Here is a 14,122-nt window from a genome sequence, read left to right as displayed (position 1 = left end):
TCGTCGGGGGTCCTTTCGTGCGTGTTCCGGCCGTCACCATAGGCGGCCGAGCGTTGACGAGACGAAACGTCTCGTCTTAGCCTAGCCGAGGTCGCCCGCGTGCAGCGGGCTTTCGCATGTCGACACGGAGGAGCAGGGCGCACATGGCCGGATGGCTGTACGGGGTAGGGACGTTCGCCGCACGGCACGCCAAGGCGGTGCTCGGCGCCTGGCTGGCCGTGCTCGTGCTCGCCGGAGGGGCGTTCGCCGCCTTCGCCGGCACCCTCACCGGCTCCTTCGACATCCCCGACACCGCGTCGTCCGAGGTGATCGCCGAGCTCGAGGAGGAGCTGCCCGACCAGAGCGGCGCGACCGGGACGGTCGTCCTCCGCTCCGAGGACGGCTCCTTCACCGACGAGCAGATCGCGGCCGTCGCCGACCTCGGCGCCGACATCGAGGAGCAGGACGACGTCGCCGCCGTCGTCGACCCGTTCGTCACCCAGGGCGAGCTCGAGGGGCAGGCGGCCGAGCTCGAGACCGGCGCCACGGACCTCGAGACGGGACAGGCCGAGCTGGACGCCGGTGCGGCCGAGCTCGAGGAGGGGCAGGCGCTCCTGGACGAGGGCCGCGCCGCCCTGGACCAGGAGCAGGCGAGCCTCGACGAGGCGCGCGAGCAGGCCGAGGCGGCCGGCGCACCGACCGAGGAGATCGAGGCGGGCCAGGCCGAGATCGACGCCGGTCGCGCCGAGCTGGACGCCGAGCAGGAGCGGATCGACGAGGGCCGGGCCGAGCTCGAGTCCGGCCAGGCCGAGCTCGACGCCGGCCGCACCGAGCTCGAGCTGGGCACCGAGCTCCTCCAGCACGCCGAGGGCATCGGCGTCGTCTCGGACGACGCCTCCACCGCGCGCCTGACCGTGTCCTTCACCGAGCCGATGCTCGAGCTCGACGACGCCTCCCGCGAGGCGGTGGTCGACGTGGTCGAGGCCGCCGAGATCGAGGGCGTGGAGATCGTCCCGGCCTCCGACCTGTCGATGACCGTCCCCGAGGTCCTCGGCGTCGGCGAGGTGATCGGCGTCGTCATCGCCGCGATCGTGCTCGTCGTGGTGCTGGCCTCCGCGCTGGCCGCCGCCTTCCCCATCGTCACCGCGATCACCGGGGTCGGGATCGGCTCCCTCACCACCCTCGCCTTCTCCGGCGTCATCCAGATGTCGTCGGTGACGCCGGTCTTCGGCGTGATGCTCGGCCTCGCGGTCGGCATCGACTACGCGCTGTTCCTCATCAACCGGCACCGCACCCAGCTGCTCGAGGGCACCGAGGTGCGCCGGTCCATCGCGCTCGCGACCGGCACCGCCGGCACCGCGGTCGTCTTCGCCGGGTCGACGGTCGTGCTCGCGCTGCTCGCCCTCAACGTCGTCGGGATCCCGTTCCTCGGCGTCATGGGCACCGCCGGCGCGGTGAGCATCGTCGTCGCCGTGCTGCTCGCCGTCACCGCGACGCCGGCGCTCCTCTCGCTGGCCGGCACCCGCATGCTCGGCCGCAAGGGTCGCGAGCGCCGCGAGGCGGCGCTCGCGGCGGCGGCCGACACCGCGGCCGGCGCCTCCCCGGCCTCGACCACGCCCGGGCAGGAGCCCGCGCGCCCGATGTCGACGGGCTCCGCGATCGCGCGGGTGCTGGTCGGAGTCGTCGCGCTGCTCGTCGTCGCGATCCCGGCGCTCGACATGCGCCTCGGCCTGCCCACCGGCGAGAACGAGCCGCAGGAGTCCGACGCCTACCGCGCGCACCAGATCGTCTCCGAGGAGTTCGGCGAGGGGGCGAACGGGCCGCTGCTCGTCACCGCGGACCTGCCGGGCGACCTGGACGAGACCGAGCTGCTCCAGGCGCAGCTCGAGGTCGTGCGCGAGATCGCGGACCAGGAGGCGGTCGTCGCCGTCGCACCGATCGCGGTCTCCGAGGACGGCACGCTCGCCTCGTTCCAGGTCCTGCCGGAGGAGGACCCCAACGGCGAGTCGACGGCCGACCTCGTCCACGACCTGCGCTCCCTGCCGCCCGTGAACGGCGAGTACGAGCTCGGCGTCGCCGGGCAGTCCGCCATCAACATCGACATCTCCGAGGGCCTGTCCGACGCGCTGCCGGTCTACCTCGCCGTCGTCGTCGGGCTGTCGTTCCTCATCATGGTCACCGTCTTCCGGTCGATCCTCGTGCCGCTCGTGGCCACGGCCGGGTTCGTCCTGTCGCTGTTCGCCACCTACGGCGTGGCCACCGCGGTGTTCCAGTGGGGCTGGCTCGCCGAGCTCATCGGCGTCCACTCGACGGGGCCGATCCTCAGCTTCCTGCCGGTGATAGTGGTCGGCGTGCTGTTCGGCCTGGCGATGGACTACCAGCTCTTCCTCACCACGGGCATGCGGGAGGCGTACGTCCACGGCGCGTCCGCGCGGGTCGCCGTCGCCGAGGGGTTCCGCGCCGGGCGCCGCGTCGTCACGGCCGCCGCGCTCATCATGATCGCGGTCTTCGCCGGCTTCATCAGCTCGGACTCGGTGATGATCAAGTCCTTCGGCGTGGGGCTCGCGGTCGGCGTCCTGTTCGACGCGTTCGTCGTGCGCATGCTCATCGTCCCCGCGACCCTGCACCTGCTCGGCCGGTCGGCCTGGTGGCTGCCGAGGTGGCTCGACAAGGTCGTCCCGAACGTCGACGTCGAGGGTGCCGCGCTCGTCGAGCAGCAGCCCGCGCCGGCCGGTGGAGGGTCGACCGGCGGCAGGCACGCCGCGGGCGAGCCGGTGCACGAGGAGCAGCCGACGTCGTCGGGCTCCGGGCGGCACACCCGCTGACCGGCGGGCGCCGGGCTACGGCGTCAGCGCGTCCGGGATCTCCGCGCGCAGCCAGGCCCCGACCGCGTCGACGAGGGCGTCCACGGCGCCCGTGACGGAGCCGGGGTCGGCCGCGGCGGTGAGCACCGCGCCCGTCCGCTCGGCGAAGCCGGCCGGCAGCGACCCGCACAGCGCCGGCACGAGGGTGCCGAGCCGCTTCTCGCCGGGGTGGGTGCGGCGGTTGACCGCGAGCACCAGGTCGTGGACCATCGCGAGGAGCTCGGCGACGCGGTGGTTGAGGGCCACGAGGTCGCCCCGGGCCGCGGCGGTGGCGATCTGGGCCGGGAAGCTCGTGATCGTGCCGCGCAGCAACGGCCACCCGTGGGCGACGATCGCCGCGCGCAGCTCCTCGGGGTAGTCCGCCTGGGCCCGGCCCCGGAGGCGAGTGACGTGGCCGGCCGGGTCGGCCACCGGCAGCCAGTGCCGCACCGTGTGCCAGTGCGCCGTGGAGTAGCCGACGGACGGCTCGTGGCGCGTGAGGACGGCGTCGAGCCGGTCGGCGACCCAGGCCGTGTCCCAGTACATGACGTCGAGGTCCAGCCCGGAGGCGTGGGTCCACATGTCGGTGGTGTCCCAGTACCGCTGGTCGAGGTCGAGCCGTCGCGCGCCGCCCAGCGCGTCGACGACGGCGGCCCGGGTGGGCACGGGCGGGGGTGCGCCGTCGGACAGGACGTAGAGGTCGACGTCGGAACGGGCGTCCTCCTGGCCCGTGGCCAGCGAGCCGCCCGCGGCGACCCCGACCACCCCCGGCAGCGCCGCGTACGCCCGCGCGGCGGCGAGGACGAGCCGGGTGGTGGGGCCCAGGCCGTCGTCGGTCGGGCCGGCGTCTCCGGTGGCCCCGGCGCCGCCCGCGGTCCCGTCCGCCCCGGTCACAGCAGCATCCCCAGCACGCCGCTGCCGAGCGTGAGGCGTTCGATGCGCATCGGCGAGCGCTCCATCCGGTCCTCCAGCCCGGCTCGGTCGGAGGCGCGGGCGAGGTCGATCCCGACGAGCGCCGGGCCGGTCTCCCGGTTGTTCTTCTTCGTGTACTCGAAGTGGATGATGTCCTCGTCCCCGGACAGGGTGTCCTCGAGGAAGCTGCGCAGCGCGCCGGGCTCCTGAGGGAACGTGACGAGGAAGTAGTGGCGCAGACCCTCGTGGATCGCGGAGCGCTCGACGATCTCGGCGTACCTCGAGACGTCGTTGTTCCCGCCCGAGACGAGGCAGACGGCCGGCCCGCCGTCGCCGATCTCGACCACTCCGGAGGAGACCGCGGCCGTCGCGAGGGCGCCGGCGGGCTCGGCGATGATCCCGTCGGTCTGGTACATGGCGAGCATCTCGGTGCACACCGCGCCGGTGGGGACGGAGACCACCTCGTCGACGAGGTCCCGGACGATCTCGAAGGGGACGCGCCCCGCCCGTGCGACCGCGGCGCCGTCGACGAACGCGTCGACCTCGGGCAGCCGCACGGGACCGCCGGCCGCGAGGGCGGCCTGCATCGAGGCGGCGCCCTCGGGCTCGACGCCGACGATCCGCACCCCGGGTACCCGGTTCTTCAGGGCGAGGGCGACGCCGGCGAGCAGACCGCCACCCCCCACGGGCACGACGACGACTCCCGGCTTCTCGCCGTGCTCGGCACTCTGCTCGGCGATCTCGACCCCCACGCTGCCCTGGCCGGCGATCGTCAGCGGGTGGTCGAACGGGTGCACGTAGGTCAGGCCCTGCTCGGCGGCGAGCTCGCGGGCACGCGTGTCGGCGTCCTCGAACGGGCCGTCGACGACGACGGTGGTCACCCAGGGTCCGCCGATCTCGTCGATGCGGGCGCGCTTCTGACGGGGCGTCGTCCCCGGCAGCACGACCGTGCCGTGGATGGACAGGCGGGAGCACGCCAGGGCGACACCCTGCGCGTGGTTGCCTGCCGAGGCGCAGACGACCCCCGCGCCGCGCTCCTCCTCGCCGAGGGCCGCCATCACCGTGTAGGCGCCGCGGACCTTGTAGGACCGCGTGAGCTGCAGGTCCTCGCGCTTGAGGAGCACCCGGTGGTCGGCCCGCTCGGACAGCCGGGGGTTCGACTCGAGCGGCGTGCGGCGGACGACGGGCCGCAGCAGGTGCGCGGCGCGGCTGACCGCGGTGGCGGTGGGAGTCTCCATCCCCCCATCGTGGCACCGCCGCATCCGCACCGCGGCCGATGATCAGACCGTGCGACACGCCTCGGCGCGGGGCGAGGTGGGCCCGTCGCACGGGCCGGACCGCGCGACGTGCGACGGGTCCCGCGTCCCTGGACCCGTCTCAGACGGTGGCGTCGCCGTCGTCCTCGCCGCGGCCCTTGCCGTCCGCGCCGTCGCCGCGGTTGCGGACCGCGACGAACCACACGGCCGCGCCCGCCGCGACGACCAGGGCGATGCCGCCGATGAGCCATGCGTTGCGGCTGCCGGGCAGCCACGAGTCATCGTCGGACCCGGTGTCGTCCTCCGACGCGGCGGCGTCGTCGGCCCCGTCGTCGGACGTGCCGTCCTCGTCGGACGCGTCCGTCCCGTCGCCGGCGCCCTCGGCGGTGTCGTCCGTCGTCGCGTCGTCGTCGGAGCCGGCGGCCCCGGCGTCGTCGGTCGCGGCGCCCTCGGCGGTGTCCTCCGTCGTCGCGTCGTCGTCGGTACCGGACGTCCCGGCGTCGTCGCTCTGCGTCTCGTCGTCGCCGGAGGTCGTCACCGTGAACGGGATCTCGCCCTCGATGCGGTGGCCGTCGGAGGAGATGACCGACCAGACGAGGGTCTGCTCGCCGTCCTCGATCTCGGGAAGCTCCCAGATGGCGTCGCGCCCGTCGTAGGTGGGCTCGTCGAGCTCGGTCTCCTCGCCGTCGGGGCCCTGCAGCACGGCGACGCCGCCGCTCGGCGTGAGCTCGGCGGAGTACGTGAGGACCGCTTCCGTCGGTGCCTCCTCGAGGGTGTCCCCGTCCGCGGGGTCGGACTCGACGAGCGTGTCGTGCGCCAGGGCCGGGGTCGCGGTGAGCGCGAGGCCGAGCGAGGCGAGCACGGCCACCGCCGTGGCGCGTGCGCGCACGGCGGGCCGCCGGGCGGATGCGTCCCGGCGTCCGGCGCGCGGTGCGGTCCGGGCGATCAGGCGTGACATCGGTGGGGTACCTCCTCGACGACCCGGGCCCGGTCCTCCGGGCGGTGCCACCCACCATAGGACGGGTGCGCGCGGGCGCGGCTGCGCCGTTCAGTCCCGAGGACCGACCAGCGCGGCGACGGCGTACCCGTCCTCGTCCTGCACCACCTCGAAGTCCCACCCGGGGAACTCGCGCTCGGCGACGACCTCGACGTCCTGGTCGCCGGGCTCGCGACGCCACGTGTCGAGCACGACGGCGTCGGGCACCGGGTTGCCGTCGTTGCCGATCCAGTGCACGCGCGTGGTCGGGACCAGCTGGGCGAGCAGGAAGATGTCGGCGGCGACGACCGGCTCGTCGCCGTCGCGGGGCCGGACGGCGCTCGCGGCCGCGACGGCGTCGTGCGCAGCCTCGATGCGCGGGCTCGGCCGGGGTGCGCCGTCGGCGAAGGTCGTCACCAGCGGCAGGGTGGGCCACACGGCGAGCGTGCTCGTGACCGAGACCCCGACGGCGACGGCCCGGGCGAGCCGGGGACGCGCGGGCGACCGCACGACGTCGACGAGCGCGGCCACCACCACCGGCATGAGGATCGCCGAGTAGTGCCACTCCCACCCCCAGTAGTAGGGGACGTTCCCGACGAACCGCCAGGCCAGCGTGGGCAGCAGGAGCCACATCAGCGGGGAGCGGACGCCCAGGAGCCCGGCGGTGAGCGCGAGCAGGGCGAGTGTGACGACCTTGACGGGCGGCCACAGGATCGTCACCGCGGTGGCGAACCAGTCGGCGTGCTCCTCGCCGATGCGGTCGACGTAGTCGTAGGAGCCGCCCGGGTTGAGCAGCGGCAGGATGACCACGACGGCGAGGAAGACCCACACCACGCCCCACGCGGCCAGCGCGGCCCCGATCCGGCCCGCCCTCGTGGCGAGCGCCTCTCGCCACAGGGGTCCGGTCGGGAGGGTCTCCGCGGGCGCCAGGCCACCTGCGGGCGCGTGGTTGCCGGCGGTGGCCCGGGCCGGTGTCCTGGTGCGTGCCGGCGCGGCGCGCCAGACCATGACCACCCCGAGCGCCGCGACGGTGAGCCCCAGGTCCTCCTTGACGAGGACGAGGGGCGCCGCCCACAGCGCGGCCGCCAGCGGGCGGTCGCGCAGGAACGCGGCGAGCGACAGGGCGAGCAGCGGCACGGCGAACGCGATCTCGTGGAACTGGGCGAGCACCGCGCCCTGCAGGCCCCACGAGAACGCGTAGCCGACGCCGAGGACCGTCCCGGCGGCCCGCCCGATCATCTGCCGGGCGACCGACGTGATCGGCACCGCGCTGAGCGCGAGCAGCACCGCCTGCGTGACGAGCAGCGTCCAGCCCGACGGGTGCAGCCGGTACAGCGGCCCGAGGGCGACGAGGATCGGATGGAAGTGGTCGCCGAGCAGGTTGAACCCGGGCCCCTTGATGTCGACGACCGGTGGCCCGCCCTCGCTGTACGCGCGGGCGAGCTGGGTGAAGATGCCCAGGTCCCACGACGGCGTCGCGACGTCCCGCCAGCCCGGCCAGGCGAGCGCGACGTACGCGATCCCGGCGACGGCCGCCACGAGCCACGGCACGAGCAGGTCGTCCCAGCGGCGCGGGCGACCCGTCCCTGTGCGCCGCCGCCTTGCGCGTCGAGGTCGTGCCTCGGATGGCGAGATCGTGCCTCGCACGCACGACCTCGACGCGTCGGGCACGACCTCGACGCGCGGCCGAGGGTCCGGCCTCGTCACACGAGGTTCTTCCGGCGCAGGTAGGTCAGAGCCGCCCAGCCGATCGGTACGCGGCCCCACATCGTCAGCAGCCGGTAGAGCAGCGCGACGGACAGCGCGGTGGCCGGCGAGACGCCCGCGACCGTCAGGCCGCCGGTGAGGGCCGCCTCGACCGGGCCGATACCGCCGGGCGAGGGGACGAGCGCGCCCACGGAGTTCGACACGAGGTAGGTCAGCGCGAGCGTCGTCAGCGGCAGGGACTCTCCGTACGCGGCGAGGCAGAGCCCGAAGGTCGCGACGTAGAACGCGGTGAGCAGCAGGTTGCCGGAGACGCCGACGATCAGTCGCTGCGGGCTCGAGACGAGCCACATGATGCGCGGCCCGATCTGCCTGAGGGTCGGCGCGGCCTTGGACCACACCCAGCGGCGCACGGGCCGCACGGCGAGCGCGACCGCCACGACGACGACCACGGCGGCCGCCACCCACATGACCGTCCCGCTGGGCAGGCTCAGCGAGCCGACGGACCCGGTGGTCAGGCCGACGATGACCAGCAGCAGGATCGTCGCGACGAACTGGAAGACCTGGACGAGGGCGACGGAGGCGACCGCGAGCGGGGTGGCCACCTTGTGCTTGGCCAGGAACCGCATGTTGACGGCGGCCGGGCCGATGCCGGCGGGTGCGACGAGCGCGACGATCGCCCCCGCAGCCTGGGCGAGCACGGTCTGCCCGAACGGCAGGCGCGCCGGGGAGAACGCCATGAGCGACATCGCGGCGCCGATGTAGGTGGCGAGCCCGAACACGTAGGCGATCGCCATGAGCGTCGGGTCCGCCGAGGTCAGGGTGGTCCAGACCTCCTGGAAGTTGAGCGAGGTGATGAGGACGTAGACGACGACGAGGAGCAGCGTCGTCATCACCACGCGCGAGACCGAGAACCGGGCGAGGGGGATCGGGGGGACGTCCGCCGTCGGGACGAGGGCGACGAGCGTGTCCCGCAGCGACCCGAGGAGCTGGGGGCTGCGTCGGACGGCCTGCCGGGTGGACACCGGCAGCGCCACCCGCTGGAGGACGGGTGCGATCGCCGCCATCTGCTCGCGGGTGAGCGCCCGACCGGCCGACGCGAGCGAGCGCTCCGCGCCGGCGACGACACCGAGCAGCGCGAGCGTCTGGGCGAGGTCCATCCGCCGCGAGAGCTCGGTGGCGGCGACCTCGCCGCTCTCCCAGCCGACGAGCCACACCGCTCCGGACCCGTCGACGAGGACGTTGGCGGTGGTGAGGTCGCGGTGCGTGAGACCGGCGGCGTGGGCACGACGGAGCTGGCGCCACACGTCGTCGAGCACGTCGTCCTGGAGGTCCTCCGCCGGCACCTCGTCGATCGGGACGAGGTCGTCGACGTGGTCCTCGACGACGAGCACGGAGGCGCGCGCCGTCGTCACCGAGGACATGGCCGGCGTGCGTACGCCCGCGGCCGTGGCGGCCAGCGACATGAGCGACGTGCGGGCCGCCGCGTCCTTCAGCGAGGTCACCGGGCGGCGGTCGATCCCGCGCAGGCGGATGGCCTCCCAGATCGAGGAGAGCAGGCCGACGACCTGCCGGTCGCCGTCGAGGAGCCTGAGGTCGCGGCGCTCGCCCGCCGCGTCCCACACGGCGTACAGGCGCCCGGGCGCGGCCTCGCCGGGGTCGTCGGGGTGCGCGGCCGAGCCCACGCGGGCCAGCAGGGCGGGGACGTCGGTCACCGGGTCGGGCCGGATCGTGTCGCTCCCGGCCGCGTCGACCGCGGCCATGAGCGACTCGGCGCTGGGCGGCTCGTCTGCGTCGAGCATGCTGCCCGTGGCCGCGGACGGGTCGTCGTCACCTCGCGACGCCGGGGGCAGGTCCACGCCGGTGCGGCGCGGGCCGGCAGGCTCGATGTATCCCAGCGGCGCCTCGGTGGTCACGGTGTAGGCCACCACGGCGGAGCGGTTGGGCCGGTCCATGCGCACCACCGAGACGGCGTCGATCCCGGCGCGCCGCAGCCCGCGCACGAGCGAGGTGCCGTCCGCGCGGTCGTGCACGACGCCGTCCACGTACCGCACCGCGTAGCCGGCGATCGCGCCGAGCAGGACCGCGATGATCGCGCCGGGCAGCGTCTGGGCGCCCTGGATGATCTCGAGGGCGAGGACCACCCACAGCAGGTTCCACGACCAGCGGGCCACCCGGTTGGCCGTCGCGGGCCCGACGGCCGTGAGCACGCCGGCGAGGCCCGCGATGAACGGGGACATGACGACCGTGGCCCGACCGACGCTGGTGATCGTCAGCGAGGTGAACAGCTCGGAGCCCGTCAGCGCGTCGAGCGCCTCCAGCGAGCCGAGGGCGAGGCCCACCCCGAGCGCGCCGGCGGCCAGGCCCTGCGACGCGGAGCGCCATCGTCGCTGCCAGGCCCGCTCGACGAGCACGGCGATCGGGACGACGAACGTGAGCAGGCTGCCCAGCGCTGTGACGGGGAGCTGGAACAGCTGGCGGAAGAATCCCGTGACGGCGTCCTGGACGTCCTCGGTGACGGCGAGGGTCGTGCCCCGCGCGTAGACGGCGAGCAGCAGCACGAGGGCCAGGCCCAGGACGGCGGTGAGGAGCCGGACGAGGTCGACCGGTCGGCGGACCCGCTTCTCGAGGGCGTCGACGAGGAGTACCTCGCGGCGAGGCGCGCGCGCCGCGGGGAGCGGCAGGGGCGTGCGCGGGTAGATCGTGCGGCCGCTGACCGGGTCGACCTGCGGACCGTCGTCCGCCTCCTCGGGCGTGACCGCGGTGATCGCGGTGCGGTCGCGTCCGCCGTCCGCGGGGCCGGGGAGCACGACCTCGGCGGGGTCGGGACCCGAGGTGCCGGCGGAGGTGCCGGTCCCGGCGGGGGTGGGACGGGCCGCCTCCTCGGGCACAGGGGTGCCCGGCTCGTCGGCCCGTCCGGTCATGCGGGGAGTCTAGGGCTCACCTGCCACGACGGTCCGGCCCGGCCGGTCACGACGACCGACCGCGACCGTTCTCACCCGTGGAGCGCACGTCGTCGATGTCCACCCCGACCCTGCGCTCGTCCGCCTGCCGCTCGTCCCCGGACCGGCCGGACAGCACGGACTGCGCGACGGCGGCCATGTCGTCCAGATCGCCCCGGTCGGGGGCGGTCCGGCCGGTCGCCCGGTCGGTGCGCGCGGCCCGCCGTCCGCCGTCGTCCATGCCCGGCAGGATCTGCGCGAGGAGCAGCGTCGAGAGCGCGGAGGTGTCCGTCGAGGCCCCGTCCGTGCGCACGATGACCGGCCGCGGCGCGTGCGAGGTGAGCTCGGAGCCGACCTCGAGGCGACGCCGGGCCAGCTCGTAGCCGAGGACGGCACGGTTGTCGCGGTAGGACGTGGCGAGTTGCTCCTGCGCGCGGGCCTCACCCTGCGCGGCCACGAGGTTCGTCCGGCCCTTGGTCTCGATCTCCCACTTGACCTTCTGCGCCTCGGTCTCCTGCTCCTCGAGCTTCTGGGCCACGTTCTTGCGGGCCTCGTTGAGGGAGGCGTTGACCTCGACGACCTTCGCGTCGCGGACCTTCTTCGACCGCTCGATGTCCATCAGCAGGGTGTCGATCCGCCGCTTGCGCGTCAGGTCCCACTCCTTCTCGTACGCCTGCAGCTCCTTGGAGACCCGCTCGCGGGTGGCGATGTGCTGCTGGTACTGCTCGGGCAGCCGGACGTCGGGGATGTTGCAGCCCATGATCTGCACGCCGTAGCGGGCGAGCTGACGGTTGAGCAGCGCCTGCATGTCGGCGACGTCGGAGCCGCGCAGGTCGTGCGCCCGCTCCGTGCGCACGAGCCGCGAGCGCTGCCGGATCGCGTCCTGGACCGCGTTGGACAGCACGAGGTCGAAGTTGCCGGCGCCGATCGTGCGGACGAACTGCACGGCGTCGTGGATGCGGAACTTGAGGAAGAACTCGATCGAGCGCAGCGGGACCGACTCGGCGGTCGGGCAGGCGAGCACCGGCGCCGTGTAGGGGATCTCGGTGCTGACGTCGACGACGTAGTCCACGCGGGTCCACGGGTGCCACAGGTAGTGGCGCCCGGGCTTGAGCGGTGCGGACGTGATGGCACCGAACCTCGAGCGGACACCGACGGTGCCCTCCTCGATCTCGATGATCGAGGTCCGCCACCACCACACGGCGGACAGCGCGACGACGAGGCCCCCGACGATCCACAGCCACATCGCGCGCGTGCCGTGGCCGTCGGCAGCGGTGAGCACGCCGCCGACGATCAGCCACAGGCCGATCCCGGCCAGGAACAGCCAGCGCAGGCCGCGCTGGTCCCGGGGGATGACGACGGGCACGAGCGACCCGCCGTCGCCGCCGCGCAGCAGCTGTGCGACGTCGCTCCACGAGGCCAGGGACTCCTTGATCGACGACATCGACCGGGCGATGGGTGCCTCAGACATCGCGGTTCTCCTCGGTGGTCGGGTGCGGCGGGAGGTGGGTCATGTCCGGCGGCGGGTCCGCCGGGGCGTCGGCCGGTTCGGCGGGTGCGGTCGGCTCGGTGGTCGGCTCGCCGGGTGCGGTCGGCGCCGGCTCGGCCGGTGCGGTGTGTGCCCCCCGGGCCGCGGGCGCGGCGGGGTCAGCGGGTGCGGCGGGCTCCGCGGGGGCCGAGGGTGCGGCGTGCGCGCCGGGCGTGGTTCCGGCGTCGTCGTCGATCTCCTGGGCCACGGAGCGGCGGATCTCCTCGAGTCGGTCGGCGCCGGGGAGCTCGTCCTCGTCCGACGGCGCCACGATCGCGACCTCGGTCTCCTCGGGCGGCTCGAGCAGCTCGGCGATGCGGTCCTGCCGCTCGGCGACCCGGGTCTCGATGGCCGCGGCGCGCTCGCGGATCTGGCTGAGCTCGGACTCGGAGAACAGCTCGAGGTCGGTCCCGCCGACCAGCTCGGAGGCGATGCGCAGGAAGTCGACGCCGCCGCCCTGCTCGCCGACCTGCACGATCTGGGGCAGCGACTCGGCGACCTGCTCGAGCCGGTCGAGGAGGTCCTGCTGATAGCGGAACGAGAGGATCTCGGGGGCGTTGGCGGCCGAGAGCGCCCGGATGTCCAGCGCCTGGGCCTCGAGCAGGGCGGCGTTGGCGTGCGCCGTGGACTCCGACTCGACGAAGCGCTGGCGGGCCATGGCGTCGGCCCGGTTCGTCTCGCGCTCCAGGGCGGTGTCCATCTGCGCCTGGTACTTGGCGATGTCCGCCTGGATCGAGCTCAGCGTCTCGCGCAGCGAGGCGAGGTCCTTGTTGAGGTCACCCTCGTTCTGCTCCTTCTTCAGCTGGAGCTCGTACTCGTAGGTGTAGGCCTCCTTGGCCACGCGGATCATCTCGGGCGCGCCGAGGTCCGCGCGGTACTCGTCGCTGGAGGGCTCGGCATGGGTGATGTTCGCGTGCGTGAGCTCCACCGCGGGCCGGAACTGCTCGTTCAGCTGGTCGAGCAGGACCTGCGTGGACTCGCCGACGAGGTCGTAGATGTCCGCCGCCTCCTGCTCGTAGATGAGCGAGCGGGTGGTCTCAGAGATGGCGTTGTTCAGCTTGTCCTGGAAGCCCTGGACGGCGCCGAGGACGAAGATGAACTCGCGCGGGTCGTCGATGCGGAACTGGAGGAACAGGTCGACCGAGGCCTGGACGCCGGAGCGTGTGGGCGCCTCGTGGATGGGCGCGTTGAACGGGTACTCGCGCGTGGTGTTGACGATGTAGGAGACCCGGCGCCACGGGTTGAGCAGCGTGACGAGGCCGGGCCCGACGACGCGCTCGACCTTCCCGAACCTCGAGATCAGCGCCTGGCAGCCGTCCGGGACCATGACCATCCCGGCCCGCCACCACAGGAAGCCGGCGAGCACGAGCAGCAGCACCCAGTAGTGCACGCCGAACAGGGCGGTGGCCAGGCCGCCGGTGAGGCCGCCGTCGCCGGCGATCCGGGTGACGTCGACGACGTTGGTCGCCGAGAGGATCCAGTAGCCGACGGCGCCGACGATCGCGAGGATCACGACGGGGATCAGCGCACGGACGCGGCCGCCGCTCGGCATGACCATCGGCGTGATCACGTGGACCGGGCCGTCGGAGCCGTTCTCGTACTCGGAGCGGTTGAGCTTCTGGCCGGCGTCGCTCAGCGAGGAGCGCTGGGCGACGATGCGGGTGCCGACACCGCCCGTGCTCTTCGCCGTGCTGAACGCCGCCACGTCCACCCTGAACGCGTCCGAGCCGTCGCCGACCGACCCGCCGCGCAGGTCGTCGATCGTCTCGAGACCCTGCTGGGCCTTCTGGGCCAGGCCTCGGGCACGCCCGACCCAGCCGGTGTCCTGTGACATGGGGTACCTCTCGATGGGGGAGTGGCGGCCGAGACGTCGGCGACCGCGCGGCCAGTGTCCCAGGTGACGGGCGACACGGAGAAGTTCCCGGCGGGGAGTTGAGCCCTCCCCGGCCCCGAGCACGCCCGATTCGTCGAGCGTGCGGTTC

8 protein-coding genes are annotated in these 14,122 nt (G+C 74.0%); 1 reads left to right on the top strand and 7 read right to left on the bottom strand.

All coding sequences use genetic code 11. The features are described from left to right. The first annotated feature begins 143 nt into the window (after positions 1-143). A complete protein-coding gene (locus AC24HA_RS00695; RefSeq protein ID WP_425707404.1) occupies positions 144-2,804 on the top strand; it encodes an MMPL family transporter in 2,661 nt (886 codons plus the stop codon). Positions 2,805-2,819: 15 nt separating this feature from the next. Here AC24HA_RS00695 and AC24HA_RS00690 read toward each other — a convergent pair whose 3' ends face one another. The 7 genes from AC24HA_RS00690 to AC24HA_RS00660 form a co-directional block, all read right to left on the bottom strand. Next, the gene (locus AC24HA_RS00690; RefSeq protein WP_425707405.1) at positions 2,820-3,716 is read right to left on the bottom strand and encodes a DUF4037 domain-containing protein; all 897 of its coding nucleotides are present in this window, start codon (positions 3,714-3,716) and stop codon (positions 2,820-2,822) included. Continuing rightward, positions 3,713-4,972, bottom strand: coding sequence for a threonine ammonia-lyase IlvA (gene ilvA / locus AC24HA_RS00685; RefSeq protein ID WP_425707406.1), 1,260 nt, complete (start codon positions 4,970-4,972; stop codon positions 3,713-3,715). The genes AC24HA_RS00690 and ilvA overlap by 4 nt, the downstream gene beginning before the upstream one ends. Positions 4,973-5,111: 139 nt before the next feature. Further along, a complete protein-coding gene (locus AC24HA_RS00680; RefSeq protein WP_425707407.1) occupies positions 5,112-5,948 on the bottom strand; it encodes a copper resistance CopC family protein in 837 nt (278 codons plus the stop codon). Positions 5,949-6,038: 90 nt separating this feature from the next. Beyond that, the gene (locus AC24HA_RS00675; RefSeq protein WP_425707408.1) at positions 6,039-7,517 is read right to left on the bottom strand and encodes a DUF2079 domain-containing protein; all 1,479 of its coding nucleotides are present in this window, start codon (positions 7,515-7,517) and stop codon (positions 6,039-6,041) included. 152 nt (positions 7,518-7,669) lie between these two features. Then, entirely contained in the window at positions 7,670-10,594 is a 2,925-nt protein-coding gene (locus AC24HA_RS00670; RefSeq protein ID WP_425707409.1) for a lysylphosphatidylglycerol synthase transmembrane domain-containing protein, read from the bottom strand. Positions 10,595-10,640: 46 nt separating this feature from the next. Next, entirely contained in the window at positions 10,641-12,083 is a 1,443-nt protein-coding gene (locus AC24HA_RS00665; RefSeq protein WP_425707410.1) for an SPFH domain-containing protein, read from the bottom strand. Then, positions 12,076-13,974, bottom strand: a complete 1,899-nt coding sequence (locus AC24HA_RS00660; RefSeq protein ID WP_425707411.1) for an SPFH domain-containing protein — start codon at positions 13,972-13,974, stop codon at positions 12,076-12,078. Before AC24HA_RS00660 ends, AC24HA_RS00665 begins: the two co-directional genes overlap by 8 nt. Positions 13,975-14,122 lie beyond the last annotated feature (148 nt).

It is taken from the genome of Georgenia sp. Z1491 (genome assembly GCF_057652395.1).
The sequence above is the reverse complement of the archived record's forward strand: the minus strand, read 5'-3'. Positions and strand labels throughout refer to the sequence as shown.